At 44.0% G+C, this 16,894-nt stretch carries 15 protein-coding genes; 9 read left to right on the forward strand and 6 right to left on the reverse strand.

Going from position 1 to position 16,894, the window contains the following annotated elements; translation table 11 throughout:
- Window positions 1-58 precede the first annotated feature (58 nt).
- The gene (locus tag NBH14_RS16670; protein WP_186960198.1) at window positions 59-1,114 is read right to left on the reverse strand and encodes a FecR family protein; all 1,056 of its coding nucleotides are present in this window, start codon (window positions 1,112-1,114) and stop codon (window positions 59-61) included.
- 366 nt (window positions 1,115-1,480) lie between these two features.
- Here NBH14_RS16670 and NBH14_RS16675 point away from each other — a divergent pair, with 366 nt between their 5' ends.
- Window positions 1,481-2,044: an RNA polymerase sigma-70 factor gene (locus tag NBH14_RS16675; RefSeq protein WP_186960199.1), complete on the forward strand. Its 564-nt coding sequence runs from the start codon at window positions 1,481-1,483 to the stop codon at window positions 2,042-2,044.
- Between the two features lie 731 nt (window positions 2,045-2,775).
- Window positions 2,776-5,577, forward strand: a complete 2,802-nt coding sequence (locus NBH14_RS16680; RefSeq protein WP_186960200.1) for an outer membrane beta-barrel protein — start codon at window positions 2,776-2,778, stop codon at window positions 5,575-5,577.
- Between the two features lie 90 nt (window positions 5,578-5,667).
- Here NBH14_RS16680 and NBH14_RS16685 read toward each other — a convergent pair whose 3' ends face one another.
- Window positions 5,668-6,954 carry a Gfo/Idh/MocA family protein gene (locus NBH14_RS16685; RefSeq protein ID WP_048317262.1) on the reverse strand — a complete coding sequence of 429 codons (1,287 nt, stop codon included), beginning with the start codon at window positions 6,952-6,954 and terminating at the stop codon, window positions 5,668-5,670.
- Window positions 6,955-7,061: 107 nt separating this feature from the next.
- Window positions 7,062-7,655, reverse strand: a complete 594-nt coding sequence (locus NBH14_RS16690; protein WP_186960201.1) for a rhomboid family intramembrane serine protease — start codon at window positions 7,653-7,655, stop codon at window positions 7,062-7,064.
- A 96-nt stretch (window positions 7,656-7,751) separates the two neighbouring features.
- Here NBH14_RS16690 and cls point away from each other — a divergent pair, with 96 nt between their 5' ends.
- Entirely contained in the window at window positions 7,752-9,191 is a 1,440-nt protein-coding gene (gene cls, locus NBH14_RS16695) for a cardiolipin synthase (RefSeq protein WP_186960202.1), read from the forward strand.
- Here cls and rsmD read toward each other — a convergent pair.
- Genes rsmD through NBH14_RS16710 form a run of 3 tightly spaced genes read right to left on the reverse strand, consistent with a single transcriptional unit; the run spans window position 9,188 to window position 11,188 of the window.
- Window positions 9,188-9,736: a 16S rRNA (guanine(966)-N(2))-methyltransferase RsmD gene (rsmD, locus tag NBH14_RS16700; protein ID WP_009859705.1), complete on the reverse strand. Its 549-nt coding sequence runs from the start codon at window positions 9,734-9,736 to the stop codon at window positions 9,188-9,190. The genes cls and rsmD overlap by 4 nt on opposite strands.
- Entirely contained in the window at window positions 9,724-10,551 is an 828-nt protein-coding gene (locus NBH14_RS16705) for a DUF3822 family protein (RefSeq protein ID WP_186960203.1), read from the reverse strand. Before NBH14_RS16705 ends, rsmD begins: the two co-directional genes overlap by 13 nt.
- 10 nt (window positions 10,552-10,561) lie before the next feature.
- A complete protein-coding gene (locus NBH14_RS16710) occupies window positions 10,562-11,188 on the reverse strand; it encodes a hypothetical protein (protein WP_186960204.1) in 627 nt (208 codons plus the stop codon).
- Between the two features lie 94 nt (window positions 11,189-11,282).
- Between NBH14_RS16710 and NBH14_RS16715 the strand changes: the two genes are divergently transcribed.
- The 6 genes from NBH14_RS16715 to NBH14_RS16740 all read left to right on the forward strand — a co-directional run bounded on the left by NBH14_RS16715 (window position 11,283) and on the right by NBH14_RS16740 (window position 16,860).
- Window positions 11,283-12,698 (forward strand): ATP-dependent DNA helicase, encoded by a 1,416-nt coding sequence (locus NBH14_RS16715; RefSeq protein WP_186960205.1) that lies wholly within the window; start codon window positions 11,283-11,285, stop codon window positions 12,696-12,698.
- Window positions 12,699-12,827: 129 nt separating this feature from the next.
- The gene (locus NBH14_RS16720; protein ID WP_186960206.1) at window positions 12,828-13,646 is read left to right on the forward strand and encodes a DUF8457 domain-containing protein; all 819 of its coding nucleotides are present in this window, start codon (window positions 12,828-12,830) and stop codon (window positions 13,644-13,646) included.
- 13 nt (window positions 13,647-13,659) lie between these two features.
- A complete protein-coding gene (gene rsmI / locus NBH14_RS16725; protein WP_009859710.1) occupies window positions 13,660-14,364 on the forward strand; it encodes a 16S rRNA (cytidine(1402)-2'-O)-methyltransferase in 705 nt (234 codons plus the stop codon).
- 19 nt (window positions 14,365-14,383) lie between these two features.
- On the forward strand, window positions 14,384-15,256 hold the full coding sequence (locus NBH14_RS16730; protein WP_128135043.1) for a Cbp1 family collagen-binding glycoprotein adhesin: 873 nt from the start codon (window positions 14,384-14,386) through the stop codon (window positions 15,254-15,256).
- The gene (locus NBH14_RS16735) at window positions 15,256-15,948 is read left to right on the forward strand and encodes a YjjG family noncanonical pyrimidine nucleotidase (protein WP_186960207.1); all 693 of its coding nucleotides are present in this window, start codon (window positions 15,256-15,258) and stop codon (window positions 15,946-15,948) included. The genes NBH14_RS16730 and NBH14_RS16735 overlap by 1 nt, the downstream gene beginning before the upstream one ends.
- Before the next feature lie 582 nt (window positions 15,949-16,530).
- Window positions 16,531-16,860 (forward strand): hypothetical protein, encoded by a 330-nt coding sequence (locus NBH14_RS16740; RefSeq protein WP_186960208.1) that lies wholly within the window; start codon window positions 16,531-16,533, stop codon window positions 16,858-16,860.
- Window positions 16,861-16,894: the final 34 nt, after the last annotated feature.

Below are 16,894 nucleotides of genomic sequence, written 5' to 3' on the forward strand. Positions count from 1 at the left end.
ATTGTTTTTATTCCATAGGCTTTCTACTTTAACTATTATACAACATTATTCTATGTTTCTATTTTCGTTTGTTAGTTAATTCAACCACTGTATGTTTAATACCTTTACTATCATCTCCTGTGATTTGTCTGATTTTATAATCTATTCCTGAGGAAATCTTCAGATAATCTAAAATCTGTGACAATTGCTTCTCCATAAATGTCCCGGTAAAGTAATAGGATTTAATCAGAGGATCCTGTACTTCAAATTTCACATTATAAAAATAAGACAAATCACGCAATACCTCGGGTAAAGGAGAATTATAAAACATTAACTTTCCTTCTATCCAAGCTATTTCATATGCTGGATTGACTGTTTCCAGATTTATTTTTCCGGCAGAAAGATCATATGTGGCCTTCATCGAAGGAGACAACTCTTGTCTCACCACTGTTCCATTTTCCTTCTTTGCTTCAATATTAACCTTCCCAGAAACCAAAGTTGTCTTTATCAGTCCTTCCTCCCGATATGCCTGTAAATTAAATTCAGTCCCCAACACCTTTACTCTCATTTTTCCATCAGCAACACTTACGATAAAAGGCTTCTTCGAATCATGTGTCACCTTAAAATAGCCTTCACCATCCAATGTGACTGCTCTTTTATCTTTATCATACGGGACCGGATAAATTAGTGTTGACCCTGAATTCAAATAAGCCACCGTCCCATCCGGCAAATTACAACTGGTCCGCATCCCGGGATTTGAGCGGACAGTAACCATTTGCACATCCGCCTCACTGTCTGTTGTATTCCACCATGAAAGAAGAGTTGATAAAAAGAATCCAACAGCAATACAGGCAGCTACTGAAGAAAAACGATAAACATTTTTTTTCCATACATGTTGTCTAATCCGCTCTTGTACCTTCCCAAACGCTTTAAGAGAATCACGTTGCTCAATACGCCGATGTGTATATTGTGCATGGTAAATATGTGCAACCTGTAACAAAATTTGCTCATTATCTTCTTTGTCATGCAACCAGTTTTCAACAATGCTACGTTCTTCTTCCGAAGCACTTCCCCCGATATATGACAACAAGAATGAAGCATCCGGTTCTTCTATATATTTTCTTTGTTCTTCCATTTTTTCTGTTTCTATATATACGACAAAGCCACCTACACATTACCCTAAACGAGATTTCAACTTTTTCAAAAAAAGTAATTAGATTATTGTATAAAAAGTAAATAAATAGTTTCACATATAAAAGAAACCCTCTATATTTGCTTTTGAAATTTAGAAACAACGTAGAAGCGTTTATTATTATTCAGACTCAGGAATCTGGTAAATTCAATTATAAGATGAATAATAAGCACCAAGCGCTCGCGCCCTATAGGCGTGGGCTGTTGCTTATTTCTTATATAGCTTACCAGAGCTCCTGAGTTGATAAGCAAACAGTTCCACGCTTTTTCTTGAAAATTACCACAACAGTTTTAACAACATACAGGGCATATGGACGACGATCAAATTCTCAACTTGCTACAAAATGGCGACAAAAACGCTTATAAACAATTGTTTCTTAAATACTATTCCCCTTTATGCGAGTATGCCTCCCACTACATTTCCGACGAAGACTCGGAAGAGTTAGTGCAAGACTTGATGTTGTTCATGTGGGAAACCCGAAGAACACTGATCATCGGCACCTCTCTGAAATCCTATCTTTTCATTTCAACCAAACACCGTTGCCTGAATGCCATTAAGAAACAACTATATCACGAACGAATACATAACCATATATATGACAAACTTAAAGATCAGTTTGAAGATCCTGATTACTATTTTATAAATGAACTGACTGAACACATTAACAAAGCTATTAAAGAACTCCCTGACACCTACCGCGACACCTTCGCTTTAAGCCGTTTCGGGGAACTCACGAATACTCAGATAGCTACTAAACTCGGCGTATCCGTCAAAACCGTTGAATACAGAATCAGCCAAGCATTGAAAATACTTCGTGTCAGACTAAGGGATTATCTGCCACTGCTTTCTTTTTTATTCGGATTCCCTTCCTGAAAAAGATAAAAGAGATTTGACAAAAGAAGTCAAAACACAACCATATTGCGTCAATATGTTACACAAATAGATTTTATCATAACACGTAAATTCTTCAAATCTTATCTTCCACAGGACTTATTTTTACACTAATTAACAACAATCATTCTTACCATCCAGCTCTCAGTTCATTTTAAAGAAATTTCCATCTCGTTTAAAACGAGTTTTTTTTCGTTTTAAACGAGATGAAGATTTATTATAAGCAAAAAACAGTGCAAATAGATGTTAATTGACAATCTCAAAAGGACTTTTCAAGCTCCGAATTGTATGTTTACGAACAGTTTTTTTCTCCAGAACGATTCAAAAACAGTGCATAATTAAAATATCGTTATATCAAACAATCATCATTTATTTCAGAAAAAGGATTCATATATCCTTTTTAATTTCCTATTATGGCAGAATTACTTCACCATTAAGAGCATTATAACATCTTCAACCCCTCCGAGGTTTGTATAAAAAACAGCACCTCTTCCACCAGTCTTATACAGATCCTTCACCAGCCACTTGATATAGCATTTTGATATTCCGGCAGTTCGAGATTTTCATCTGTCAATTTGCTGACAAATGTTTTCGTTAATAAATCAAAATCATCACATATATTTTTAAACTTAATAACCTTCGTCGTGTCTATCTTCTCGTACCCGGAAACCAGTCCGGGAGAATGTTTGTTAGATACAGATAATACATTAGTTATGAAATTGGGAAGGTACTTATTATGGTTATTTTTTATCCTCTTTTCTTTGCCGGCATTTGCGCAGCAGGGTGGAGTTGACATCACCGGAACGGTGGTAGAAGACGGGAGCAATGAGCCAATCGAACAGGCGACAGTACGCTTGTTGAATGTAAAAGACAGCACGATGGTTGGCGGTGTAGCCAGTTCGCGCAATGGTAATTTTACACTGAAAGGTATTAAAGCCGGCAGTTATTTATTGCATGTCAGCTTTGTGGGATTCGATCCTTTATACCAACCCATCCGTATCACCGGAAAAACAAATCCTGTCAAATTAGGTAAATTAGCATTAAGCGACGGAGCTATCCAGCTGGGTGAAGCCGTCGTGATCGGCAAAGCTCCGGAAGTGGTCGTTCGCAACGACACGGTCGAATATAACGCCGACTCTTACAAGACAACCGAAGGGGCTGTCCTGGAAGACCTTCTGAAAAAGATGCCCGGCGTGGAAGTTGACAGCGAAGGAAAGATTACCGTCAATGGAAAAGAAGTCAAAAAAGTATTGATAGACGGAAAAGAATTCTTTTCCGACGACCCGAAAGTAGCTTCCAAAAACTTGCCTTCTAAAATGGTGGAAAAAGTACAGGTGTTGGACCGCCTGAGCGATATGGCACGGATGACCGGATTCGATGACGGGGATGAAGAAACCGTGATCAACCTGACTGTCAAGCCAGGAATGAAGCAAGGATGGTTCGGCAATGCCTTTGCCGGCTATGGAAGCGAAGATCGGTATGAAGGTAATTTCATGGTGAACCGGTTTATTAACAACGACCAGTTCACACTTATGGGAGGTATCAATAACACGAACAATATGGGATTCTCCGATATTGCCTCCAACATGTTCTCCGGTATGGGAGGACGACGGGGCGGACGGTCGGGAGGAGCCGGAAACGGTATCACCACCTCCGGAAACGTAGGTCTGAACTTTAGCAAAGAATTCAACTCTAAAATGACCCTGGGAGGTAATGTCCGTTATTCACATTCCGACAATGAAGCGAACAGTAAAATCAACCGGACAAATATTTTGCCGAACGACAGTTCTACTATTTACAATGAAATAAATAATAAAAACACGAAAAGCGATAACGTCGGTGCCGATTTCCGCATGGAATGGAAGCCGGATTCGGCAACCCAGATCATTTTCCAGCCTAGTTTCAGTTATAGCAACAGCCATAACCGGGAGTTCGGTTCGTTCAACACACTGACAAACCTGGGCGATACGGTCAACCTCGGAGAATCCGATTACGTATCCGACGGTGAAGGTTACAACCTTAATGCACGACTGGAGTTCAGCCGTAAGCTGAATGACGAAGGGCGTGTCTTCAGTGGTTCTTTAACCGGAGGACTCAGCGATTCCTACAACAAAGGACTGAATTATTCGAACACAGAATATTTCATGGGAAAAGACCAGGATGAACTGATCGACCAGCAATTCAAATATGATAACAAAGGGTTTAACTACCGCGTTTATTTATCATGGGTCGAGCCGATCGGGCATAACAACTTCATCCAGGCAACCTACAGTATCAGCCAGAATAAACAGGAATCCCTGAAAAACTCTTATGTTAGGGGAGAAGACAGCGAAGATTATAATGTACTGGACACTGCATACAGCAAAAGTTACCGCAATAACTTTATCAACCAGCAGGCAAGCCTGGCCTTTAAGGCTGTCCGGGAAAAATATGATTATACCATCGGCATGAACCTGGAGCCTTCGCACAGTGTAAGTGAGAATTTTGTAGGCGACACGACCCTTTCAAAGCTGACGCGCAACGTTGTCAACCTGTCACCGATGATCCGGTTCAACTACCGGTTCGATAAACGTACCAACCTGCGCATCAACTATCGCGGACGTACCAGCCAGCCGTCGATGACCCAGCTGCAACCCGTAGCCGACATCTCCGACCCGCTGAACACTATCACCGGTAATCCGGATTTGAAACCTACTTATTCAAATAACTTCTCTGCCCGTTACCAGAAATTTATTCCGGAAAAGCAGACAGCTCTCATGTTGATGTTGAATGCCAACTATGTTGTCAACGACATTGTTACCAAGTCTATTTATGTAGGAGAATCAGGAAAGAAGATGACGACTTATGAAAATGTCAACGGGAACTATAACGGTAATTTCCGCGTCATGTTCAACACGCCGCTGAAGAATAGAAAGTTCTCTGTTAACTCGATGACAATGGCCTCTTTTGCTAATGTAAACGGTTTCATCAACGAAGAAAAAAATACGAACAAGAATTATTCGGCCATGGAACGTGCCGGTATCGATTTTCGTTCGGATTATATCGACCTGGGAGTAAACGGAAACTTCCGTTATAGTGGGACTAAGAACTCTTTACAAAACCAGAACGACCAGAATATTTACAATTATGGCGTGGGAGGAACTACGACCATTTATCTTCCACTCGATTTCAAGATTGAAAGTGACATAACCTGGTCGGCCAACTCCGGTTACGCAGCCGGATACCAACAGAAAGAAGTTTTATGGAATGCATCGGCATCCAAATCTTTCCTGAAAGGGAACCAGGCGACATTGCGTTTCAAAATTTATGATATCCTGCAACAACGCAGTAATATCTCTCAGAGCGTAACAGCTGACTATACACAATATTCGGAATACAATACGTTGAGTAGTTACTTCATGGTTCACTTCATTTACCGGTTCAGCATCTTTAAAGGGGGAGCTTCTGCAAGCGATATGCGCGGACCGGGTGGTAGAGGCCATGGCGGACCGGGCGGCCCTCCTCCACGGTTCTAAACAAGGGCTGAATAAAAGAGATAGCGGCGGTAAAAGTCTTCATAAACTTTTATCGCCGCTATCGTTTCTCCTATACATTATTATATATAGCTACACTTTCAGGCTATACGGTTCGCGTATCGGATTTCCTCTCCGTCTGTTGGCTTCATCGTCAAAGAAAAATTCTTCTTTTTCCGGATTCCACACCAGTTTGCGGTCAAACTCGTAGCAAAGATTTACGATATGGCAAAGCGAAGCCGTACGATGTCCGATCTCAACGGTACTAAGCGGCTGTTTGCGAGTCTTCATTGCTGTGAGGAAATCATTGTAATGATCGTCACTCTTATACAATTTGATCTTGTCATCACCGATCACTTCATCCTGTAATTTAGCAGGTATCGTATCCAGGAAACTACGGCTGATATCGATCACACCGTCCGAACCGATAAAGCGGACTGCATTTCCATCCGCCTTACGGAAAGGCTCATGCGTCATTACAGTACCGTTGGCATAACGCATGCTAAGCGGTTTCAGTTCTCCTTCCTCAGGAGGGGTAAACTCAATCGGGCCGGAATCGTCCATGCCCAAAGCCCATTGGGCTATGTCAAACATGTGGGCACCCCAGTCACAGATCATACCACCACCGTATTCTCGGTAATTACGCCAGTTCGGGAACATATTCCGTTCCATAGGCGGAGCCAGTTCCTCATTATATACATTCATGGGAGCCGGCCCGATCCACATTTCCCAGTCCAGCGTCTTGGGAACCGGTTGCGCCGGAAGATCATATTTAACAGGAGGAGGTCCGATGGAAACTTTTACTTCTTTTATCTCACCGATATACCCATTACGGACCAGTTCACAGGCATGGCGGAAGTTTCGCCATGAACGTTGCATGTTGCCGACCTGCAATACCCGGTTATATTTCTCTACGGCATCGGCCATGGCACGTCCTTCCTCGATACTGTGCGACATGGGTTTCTCCACATACACATCTTTTCCGGCACGGCAGGCTTCAATAGTCTGTACCGCATGCCAGTGATCCGGTGTGGCAATAATCACGCCATCGATATCGCTGCGGTTCAGTAGTTCATGATAGTCGGCATACAATTTAAAACCTTTATAGGCCTGTCCTTTTGCCTTTTCGGTTTCTTTTTCGACAATTGCCTGCATGGCATTCAACTGCCGGGATTCACAGTCGGATGCTGCGATCAGATTCGCACGGCGGGCAAACTCGGGAGCTAACGTCCAGCGTCCCTGTGCCCCACAACCGATAATCCCGAGATTTATCTGATCGCTGGGAGCGACAAAATTCGTTCCACCTAAAATGTGACGGGGTAAAATAGTGAAGCCGGCAAGAGCCAATGCCCCACTCCTGATGAAGTTTCTTCTTTTCATTATGTCTGCATTATGGTATTAGAGAAATTGAGATATTTCCACAAATCTATAAATAATACCTTAAAATACAAACACTTGAACAGTATTATATTCTGAAAATCTTCCGTCTAAAAGTGAGACAGGAAGGCTTTTATCAATGAAGGATTAAGTAAAGCCGGGAACAGAAAACCATATACCGCCCCGTAAAAATGGGCATTGTGGTTGATATTGTCTCCCGCACGTTTAGCCATATATTGACAATAAGCCAGGTAAACTACTCCAAAGATAATTCCCGGTACAGGAATGATCGCAAACAGTAATATTTTACTCCAGGGGTCGAACAATATATAGGAAAACAGAACCGCCGATACGGCTCCCGATGCTCCAATGGAGACATAATAAGGATCATTGTGATGTTTCACCAGATCATAAATGGAAGCAAAGATCATCCCTCCGAAATAAAGTCCCAGAAATCCCCAGGTTCCGAAACCCAGATAACCGAAGACCGTTTCTATATAGGTTCCGAACGACCAGAACGTAAACATATTGACTAACAGGTGCGTCATATCCGCATGAACGAAACCATGCGTTATCAACCGGTACCATTCATTCTTCTTTACCGTGCGATAAGGGATCAACGCCAGCTTACGGAACAATTCCGCATTATTGAAACAGAGATAAGACACTAAAACGGTTATACCTATAATAATATATGTAATCATCTTCTTTTATTTGATATATCCGGCAAATGTAGTAAAGATTTGTTATTTACAAATTACCTTACTACCTTTATCAACCTGTAACAAAGTATAAAAAGAATGCTGGCAGCCATACACATACAATGGGTCGTTGGAGTAATATTCATTATATTATACTCCGTCACCATCCTGGGATTGGTTCTGGTTATTATAGCGGAAAACAGAAATCCGTTAAAAACCATTCCCTGGGTCATCGTATTGTTGCTGGCTCCGGGTATCGGCCTGCTGTTCTATTTCTTCTTCGGACAGGACAACCGAAAACAGCGTATCATCTCCCGAAGAACCTACAAACGTATTATGAAACGACCGCAGGAAGGCAAACTACCACAGGACGTCTGTACTGTCCCCGGTCCGTACCAACCGTTAGTCACGTTACTGAGTAACAACAATCAGTCTTCCCTGCTCTATGGCAGCGATATTAAAATATATACGAACGGAGCTGACAAATTCAAGGATTTACTGAATGATATACAAAAGGCAAAACATCATATCCACTTTCAATATTATATCTTTTGTGACGATGAAGTCGGGACACGGTTCAAAGATGCCCTGATTGCAAAGGCAAAAGAAGGGGTCCAGGTGCGGGTATTATACGATGACGTAGGCTGCTGGAACGTAAAAAACAGTTTCTTCGACGAAATGCAGGAAGCCGGAATTGAGGTATATGCCTTCCTGAAAGTAGCATTCCCGGTCTTCACCAGCAAAGTGAACTACCGGAATCACCGGAAGATTGTCGTTATAGACGGGCAGATCGGCTATATGGGCGGTATGAATATTGCCGATCGCTATGAGAAAGGTACGGAATGGGGTATCTGGCGCGATACTCATTTCAGGATAATAGGAAAAGGAGTACACGGCCTCCAGTCCGCTTTCCTGATCGACTGGTATGTTATCAGTAAGAAATTGCTGAACGACAAAATATATTATCCGCCGACTCCGATATACCATGACGACAATATTATGCAGATAGCTACCAGTGGTCCGGTCGGGCAATGGCGCACGCTGTTGCAGGCCTATATCTTTGCCATCGCTAATGCCAAAAAGTACATTTATATACAAACCCCTTATTTCCTTCCGACCGAAGGATTGAACCAGGCACTGCTGATCGCAGCGTTAGGAGGTATCGATGTACGCCTTATGTTACCCAAACGCTCGGATACCCGCAGCGCTAATATGGCGACACACTCTTTTATCGATGAGATGGTGAAGGCTGGTGTGAAAGTATATTTCTATGAGCCGGGATTCCTCCATTCCAAACTGATGATAACCGACGATGCGCTTGCCTGCATCGGATCAGCCAATATGGACTTCCGGAGCTTCGAACACAATTTCGAGATAAATGCATTCGTCTATCAACCATCTTTCGCCATACAGATGAAGCGGGTGTTCATGCACGATATGCACAGCTGCGAACGGCTGATTCCTTCACGCTGGCTAAAACGGCCAATCAAACAGCGCCTCGCCGAATCGTTCATGCGCCTGTTCTCGCCGCTCCTTTAAGCCTTTTCTTCTTTTATGAAAATACTGAAATTCACCGAACCGTATACACGTTGCTGGTCAAAATACGGTAGGTGGGAGAAATCATTCGTTTTCGGATGCTCCATCACGAAGATACCGCCGTCACGCAATAAGTCACGCTCAAAAACCAAGGCAGGGACCTCCGGCAGTTCCTTCAGCGCATAAGGGGGATCGGCAAAGATAAAATCAAAACCCTGTTTCGGTGCCGAATGAAGATAACGGAACACATCGCCACGGATCAGATGAAGTGAATCTGTCTTTAACTCTTTCGCTACCTTTGCGATGAAAGAGGCATGTGCATTGTTCTTCTCGACAGCCGTCACGCTTTTGCATTCTCTCGACAGTAGTTCGAAAGAGATACTCCCCGTTCCGGCAAACAGGTCCAGCGCATCGGCACCTTCCAGGTCGGTCAGGTTGTTGATCACATTAAAGAGATTCTCTTTCGCAAAGTCAGTAGTCGGCCGTGCACTGAAAGAAGACGGTACGTCAAAACGCCTCCGGCCATATATTCCGCTTATAATTCGCATACAGATAAAGCTATTAAATCCAACGGGGCCTGAACAACCTCGGCACCCAACAAATAAGCATCCGACGGTATCTCGGCCGGACTGATATATTGTATATAATTACGTAATGTAGTTGTTATGCTGTTACGCAGGGAGACACCTCCATAGATATGAAGCTGGTCCCTCTCCTGGTCCATACCGACCTGTTTCCATACATATAATATATAGTACAGGATATCATCCGGCTTATCATACTCAAAGGTATTTACAAAAAGTAGTTTCCCCTGTGCAAAACAAACCACGTCCATCATCTTCCGGTGCAGCACTACATACAATTGCCGGGGGATCAACATACGGCTCTGCTGTTTCCATAAAGCCAACTGGGGAGTAATATGGTGGATGAACGACGGATTGATCAACGAGCGGGAACAAAACTCATACACCTCTTCATTCATGCCGAACACGACCTCCGCCGCCTCACGTGTCAGCAAATTATGCAGACATTTATTCTCCGGGGCAGAAAACGTAAACGACAGCAGATCCATTTTCTGCTTGTCCGTAAAGACTTCCTCCGGCACCACCGTATACTGCGGCGTGACACAAACCAGGTTCGTCCGCCTATACGAATAAGTCATAAACTCGTGCTCAAAGAAAAACTCTTTCAGGGAAGAGACATAAGGCTTCGTCCGGTCGAACTCCACGTTTCTGTAAAAGAAAGTCTCGCTCTCCGAAGGGCTGTATCCTGAAAAAGAAAGTCCATCCGACCTAAGCCGGATGGACATTATGTATTTTCCAGAATTATCAGCAGTCAACGTATCAGGAATACTGATAGTCATAAGCAATTGATTATTCCCAGTTACCTGCGTTGTTATTAATTTCAGTCAGTGAACCAACACGTAAACCCGGATATTTTTCCAGCTTTTCAGCTTTGTCCTTCAGGTTTACAACCAACTGTTTGTCCAGGTCACCCAGATAATCGTCATACTTAACGCCTGCTTCAAATACTTTTACAGTATAACCGGAACCGGAAGTCAGTGTAGCTGTATCCATAGAGAACTTAACGCTTGTTCCCGGAACATTGGCCAGATCATCAGCATTGTAGCTGGTACCGAACAATGTATCTTTTGCCAGGACCCAGATAGTATCACGTTTGATCAAACCTTTCTTCACAGCTTCTTTCTCTGTCATACCTTTTTCCAGCTGCTCGTCAGTCAAAACACCTTCCTTGATCAAGAACGGAAGCTTATCTTCCTTCAGGAACTTAACCAAGTCATTGAAACTACCAGCATGAGTCTTATACACATTCTTGTACTCGATCTGAGCTTTACGAATATCGATCAGACGAGCTTTAATAAGACTTTCACGCGCATCTTTTTCTTCATTGAATTCGATCGGCGTCATGATGCTTCTGTAGCAAATGTAAACTAGCAGGAGAACTGCAGCAGCTAATAAAATCTTTAATGTAACTTTCATGGTTTGTATTGTTTTTTTGAATTTATTTCGTTCGGCAAATTTAAAAAAGAATATTTAATACACTACCTTTATCACCAAAATTATTGCAATCAAAATGATAAATAGTTATTTAAGCCGCCAAATTACGCAAAATTTCCCACATAATCCGACAGAAGACCAGTTTTCTGCATTAAAAACGCTCACGGATTTTCTGCTTTCGGTGGAATCGGACACACTCCTGTTGCTGAAAGGATACGCAGGAACCGGAAAAACGTCGTTGGTCGGTGCCTTGGTCAAAACCCTGAGCGAACTGCAACAAAAAACATTTCTGCTGGCTCCAACCGGCAGGGCTGCTAAGGTTTTTTCGAACTATTCGGGGCAAAAGGCTTATACGATCCATAAAAAGATTTACCGCCAGAAGGCATTCTCCAACGAGCCTACCGGGTTCATGCCTGCTGATAATTTACATAAAGATACGTTATTTATTGTTGATGAAGCGTCTATGATTTCCAATGACGGAATCGACTCGATTTCTTTCGGGACGGGACGGTTGCTCGACGACCTGATACAATATGTTTATTCGGGGGAGAACTGCCGCTTGATCCTGATGGGCGACGTAGCCCAGTTGCCGCCTGTCATGCAAACCGAAAGTCCGGCACTCAACCCGGAAATACTCAGAGGATACAACCTGCAAGTACAGGAAATCACCCTGACACAGGTCGTCAGGCAAAGCGGAGATTCGGGTATTCTGCTCAATGCAACCCGTTTGCGGGATGCGTTGCGGAATAACACCGTAGAAATCTATCCTAAACTTCAGTTGAAAGGTTTCACCGACTTCAGAAAGGTCAACGGGGATGAACTGATCGAGGAAATATCATCGGCCTACAGCCATGACGGGATCGAAGAAACAATGATCATCACGCGCTCCAACAAACGAGCCACCATCTACAATAACGGCATCCGCAACCGGATACTGTACCGGGAAGAAGAATTATCGGCCGGCGACCGCTTAATGGTTGCCAAAAACAATTATTACTGGACCAGCGACTGCAAGGAAATGGACTTCATCGCCAACGGCGAAATCGTACAGATACTCCGTGTCAGACGGACGACCGAGCTTTACGGCTTTCGCTTTGCCGATGTGACCGTCCGCTTTCAGGATTACGACCTGGAACTGGATATAAAGATACTGCTCGACACCCTACAGACCGACACCCCTGCCCTGCCGAAAGAGCTAAACGACAAGCTGTTCTTCACCATCCTGGAAGATTATGACGATATCCCCACCAAGGCCGGAAAAATGAAGAAGATGAAAGCCGATCCGCATTACAATGTAGTGCAGGTAAAATATGCCTATGCTATCACCTGCCATAAGGCACAGGGCGGACAATGGATGAATGTCTTCCTCGATATCGGATATATGACGGAAGAAATGCTGGGAGAAGATTTCTACCGGTGGCTGTATACCGCTTTCACCCGTGCCACCCATCGGCTGTATCTGGTTAATTTACCGGATGAATTTGTTGAGTGACAGCACACTTTTTCACATATTAAGTACGTTACATAAATAGAAATAGTTATTTTTGCTGCAATATAAGACAGAGAGGTCGCAAATAGTGCCTTTTGGGACACAACGCCTCTTGCAAATTAAAATAAAGGAATGGCAAATAAAGAAAAAATAGATTATCTGTTACTTGATATCAAGGAACTGGAGACGTTGATAGCCGGTATGCGCGACGCAGAAGTATATCCGGTCTCCTTCTTTAGCCAGACATTCAATCTGACGCATAAAATACTGAATGACCTGCATTCGCTGGAAACTGCACAGATTGAAATGTTACGTAAACAAATGGAAGCCCATCAGGCATTGATACAGTCACTTCCCAACCCGGTTGCCACCACAGCACCCGCTCCTGAAGAATACAAACCGGAAATAAAAGAACCGGAAGTAAAAGAAGAGCCGGTCGCAGAACCCGTAATCGTCCCGGAGCCAAAGGTGGAACCCGTACAGGAAGTTATCATCGAAAAGACGGAAATCGTTACCGAGGAAAAGGTTACCGTCCAACCGGAGCCGGTCCGTCAACCGGAAACAGTCAAAGAGGAAGTTATTATCCCGGAACCGGCCGTCGCCGTACAGCCCGAACCGGTACGCCCTATCGGACCGGTAGGACATAAAACTCAGCCCGAACCTCCCCATAAATCCGTCACTTCGGAAAAGCAAAGTGTTTTCCTGAGTGACATTCTGGAGAAGAAGAACCTGTCCGACTTCCGCAAGGCGTTCAGCCTGAACGATCGCTTCCGTTTCCGTCGCGAACTGTTCGGTGGCAATGAAGAGAAAATGAACAAGGCGATTACCGACCTCAACGAGATCCATTCGTATGAAGAATCGGTAACCTACCTGAATAACGAACTGAAATGGAACATAGAAGATGAAGCCGTAGCCGACTTCATCAAGCTATTGGAAAAACGATTCCTCTGAAGAATTGAAAATTATGGCAAAGTTAACAGTTGTACCGACTCCCGTAGGAAACCTGGAAGACATGACCTTCCGGGCCATCCGTGTGCTGAAGGAAGCCGACCTGATCCTGGCCGAAGACACCCGCACGACCGGTATTCTGCTGAAACATTTCGAGATACAGAACAAGATGCAGTCGCACCACAAGTTCAACGAACATAAGACTGTGGAGCAGATCGCTTCCCGCATCAAAGGCGGCGAAAACATCGCACTCGTATCCGACGCCGGGACACCGGCCATCTCCGACCCGGGCTTTATGCTTGTCAGGGAATGTGTGCGGCAGGGTGTCGACGTGGAATGTCTGCCGGGAGCAACCGCATTTGTTCCGGCCCTCGTGGCCTCCGGGCTACCGAACGAAAAGTTTTGTTTCGAAGGATTCCTTCCCCAGAAGAAAGGCCGTCAGACCCGCCTGAAGGAGTTGGCCGTCGAATACAGGACGATCATTTTTTACGAATCACCTTTCCGACTGGTAAAGACGCTAACCCAACTAGCCGAATTCTTCGGAACCGACCGACAAGTATCCGTGTCGCGCGAAATATCCAAGCTGCACGAAGAGACCGTCCGCGGAACCCTGGAAGAGGTTATAGCACATTTTACCGTGAACGATCCGAGAGGTGAGATTGTTATTGTATTAGCAGGCTTAAAAGATAAAAAGGAAAAAGAGACAGAAAAAGATGTTTAACTCAAAAAACAAAAAGAACATGAAGAAGTTATTATTAGCTTGTACCTGCGCGACATTGCTGGTTTCCTGCGGACAGAACTCAGCCGAATACAAAAAGCTGAAAGCCGAAAACGATTCTCTGAAGATCGAGAATACGAAAGCGACCAGCGAAATGAACGAGATCCTCACTACATTAAATGATGTAGAGGCAGACATACAGTCTATCCGCGATGCGGAAAACTATCTGAACCTTCAGCAGCAGACTGGCGGTGAATTCAGCAAAAGCAACCGCGAACAGATCAAGCAGAACATGCAACTGATCAGCGAAACACTGAAAAAGAACAAGGAAACGATCAGCCAGCTGGAAGACAAGCTGAAAAAGAGCGGTATCCAATCGGCAGCCCTGCGGAAAACAATCAGCCGCCTTTCTTCCGAACTGGACCAGAAAGCTACGATGATCGTCGCTTTGCAGGAAGACCTGGCAAAGAAAAATGTACGTATCCAGGAACTGGACGAAATGGTCTCTTCACTGAACGAAGATGTGGAAAACCTGGCTACAACAGCTGCCGCCCAATCTGAAAAGCTGGGCGAACAGGACAAAGCGCTCAACACGGCTTACTACTGCTTCGGCACGGCAAAAGAACTGAAAGACCAGAAAATCCTTTCCGGCGGTGGCCTTTTCTCCAAATCAAAAGTATTGCAGAGCGGTTTCAACAAGGATTACTTCATCTCTGTCGACGTTCGTGAAGTAAAGGAAATTCCTTTGTTTGCAGCAAAGGCAAAACTGAAATCCAACCATCCGGAAGGTTCTTACGAATTCGTGAAAGACGAAGACGGCAACCTGACACTGAACATCACAGACCCGAAAACATTCTGGAGCCTGGGCAAATACCTGGTGATCGAAGTAGGATGATGAAATACAAAAACCTCTTTATAGATCTGGACGATACCCTTTGGGATACGTACCATAATAATAAAGAATGCCTCGAAGAGCTTTATACCGATCACCACTTTGACCGGTATTATGCCTCCTTCGAGGCTTTCTTTGCTATCTATTGGCCGCACAACGAACTGCTTTGGAAGCAATACCGTGCGGGAGAGATCGACAGGCAGACGCTTATCATCGACCGCTTCCGTTATATGCTGCGCCCGATGGGCATCGAAGATACCCAGGCGGTACTGGCCGTCAACAATGATTTCCTCAGGCGCACGACCACCAAGACACGGCTGGTTCCCGGCGCGATCGAACTGCTGGAATATCTTCGTCCTTCCTACCGCCTGTATATCCTGTCGAACGGCTTCCGCGAAGTGCAGGACAAGAAACTGCGCAACTCCGGCCTGGCACCTTATTTCAAGCGGATGATCCTGTCGGAAGACGCCGGTATCCAGAAACCGCACAAGGGCATCTTCGACTTTGCCCTGATCAATACCAACTCCCGCCGCAACGAAACGCTGATGATCGGCGACTGCTTCGAGGCCGACATCTTCGGTGCCCGCCAATCGCGGATCGACCAACTCTGGTTCAACCCGCAGGGACTGCCGCCCCAGGAGTTTACCCCGACCTATACGGTCAGCAGCCTGGAAGAGATAAAAAATATTTTGTAAATAGAATACCCAAAGGGGAGGGAGAGTAGATAATCTAATTGCATTATCAAAATGAACTATCATACTATCATATTCTCTTTTAATACGCATGTAATAAGCATATTACACCATGACAGCTATCATTTTCAACTATCATTTAACTGTCATAATCCGTCATAACCTTGTCTTGAAATCTGATACACTACAGTCTTTTTCTACTAAGTATATTGCTTATTTTCAACAGTATAGTTATTTATGTTGCCTGACACCCAGGTCTCAACAACCTTTACACCCGGGTCTGAGCATCGTCGACATCCGGGTGTAAAACAAGTCGAAACGGGCATCTTAAAAACAAAAAGCAAGTATTCCCGGAGAATTAGTCTATTGTTTTAGAGAAATTATTAAGTAGGGAAGAGCAATATGAGATGCAGAATACTCTTCTTTACAGTGATTTTTCGGGAGGTAAAAGAGCAATGATTTTGTTAAATATGTATCATATGCCCGGATAAAATGAGGGTATGATAGGTGATATGATAGTTGTGGCTTTCAACTATCATACACTAATAGATTAGTAATAAACACATTACATCCATTTATGACAGTATGATGGTTGATTTGCAGAAAAACCTTATTGGAAAAGGTTCAAATATAGAAAAAACTGAACTATCTACGGTGTCTTTTAACGAGGCGAGCCTCGTGCCGCAGGCTCTATTTTGCCGTTGGTTTCAACCAACGGTTCTAAATACAGGAGGCAAAGCCTCTTCCTCTGTGGGATTTATCCCCTTTCATTATACATATCAGGAAAAGGGGTTGAAACCCACAGAGGAATCCGGTAAAACCGGAAGGTTTATCTATCCGTCAGTTGAAACTGACGGCAAAAGAGAGCCTGCGGCATGGGGCAAAGCCCCATTAAAGAAAATAGCTCAATTCTGATAAATTTTGAATGAATCCCAATCCCCCAATTTAT

The organism is Parabacteroides caecihominis, from assembly GCF_023656785.1.
Lineage (GTDB): Bacteria > Bacteroidota > Bacteroidia > Bacteroidales > Tannerellaceae > Parabacteroides > Parabacteroides segnis.

Coding starts and splice junctions, on each gene's coding strand:
- NBH14_RS16710 (WP_186960204.1), bottom strand. CDS start 11,188: ATGAAAGTTACATTAAAGATTTTATTAGCTGCTGCAGTTCTCCTGCTA.
- NBH14_RS16735 (WP_186960207.1), top strand. CDS start 15,256: ATGAAATACAAAAACCTCTTTATAGATCTGGACGATACCCTTTGGGAT.
- cls (WP_186960202.1), top strand. CDS start 7,752: ATGCTGGCAGCCATACACATACAATGGGTCGTTGGAGTAATATTCATT.
- NBH14_RS16675 (WP_186960199.1), top strand. CDS start 1,481: ATGGACGACGATCAAATTCTCAACTTGCTACAAAATGGCGACAAAAAC.
- rsmI (WP_009859710.1), top strand. CDS start 13,660: ATGGCAAAGTTAACAGTTGTACCGACTCCCGTAGGAAACCTGGAAGAC.
- NBH14_RS16680 (WP_186960200.1), top strand. CDS start 2,776: ATGAAATTGGGAAGGTACTTATTATGGTTATTTTTTATCCTCTTTTCT.
- NBH14_RS16715 (WP_186960205.1), top strand. CDS start 11,283: ATGATAAATAGTTATTTAAGCCGCCAAATTACGCAAAATTTCCCACAT.
- NBH14_RS16740 (WP_186960208.1), top strand. CDS start 16,531: ATGATGGTTGATTTGCAGAAAAACCTTATTGGAAAAGGTTCAAATATA.
- NBH14_RS16690 (WP_186960201.1), bottom strand. CDS start 7,655: ATGATTACATATATTATTATAGGTATAACCGTTTTAGTGTCTTATCTC.
- NBH14_RS16720 (WP_186960206.1), top strand. CDS start 12,828: ATGGCAAATAAAGAAAAAATAGATTATCTGTTACTTGATATCAAGGAA.
- NBH14_RS16705 (WP_186960203.1), bottom strand. CDS start 10,551: ATGACTATCAGTATTCCTGATACGTTGACTGCTGATAATTCTGGAAAA.
- NBH14_RS16670 (WP_186960198.1), bottom strand. CDS start 1,114: ATGGAAGAACAAAGAAAATATATAGAAGAACCGGATGCTTCATTCTTG.
- NBH14_RS16730 (WP_128135043.1), top strand. CDS start 14,384: ATGAAGAAGTTATTATTAGCTTGTACCTGCGCGACATTGCTGGTTTCC.
- NBH14_RS16685 (WP_048317262.1), bottom strand. CDS start 6,954: ATGAAAAGAAGAAACTTCATCAGGAGTGGGGCATTGGCTCTTGCCGGC.
- rsmD (WP_009859705.1), bottom strand. CDS start 9,736: ATGCGAATTATAAGCGGAATATATGGCCGGAGGCGTTTTGACGTACCG.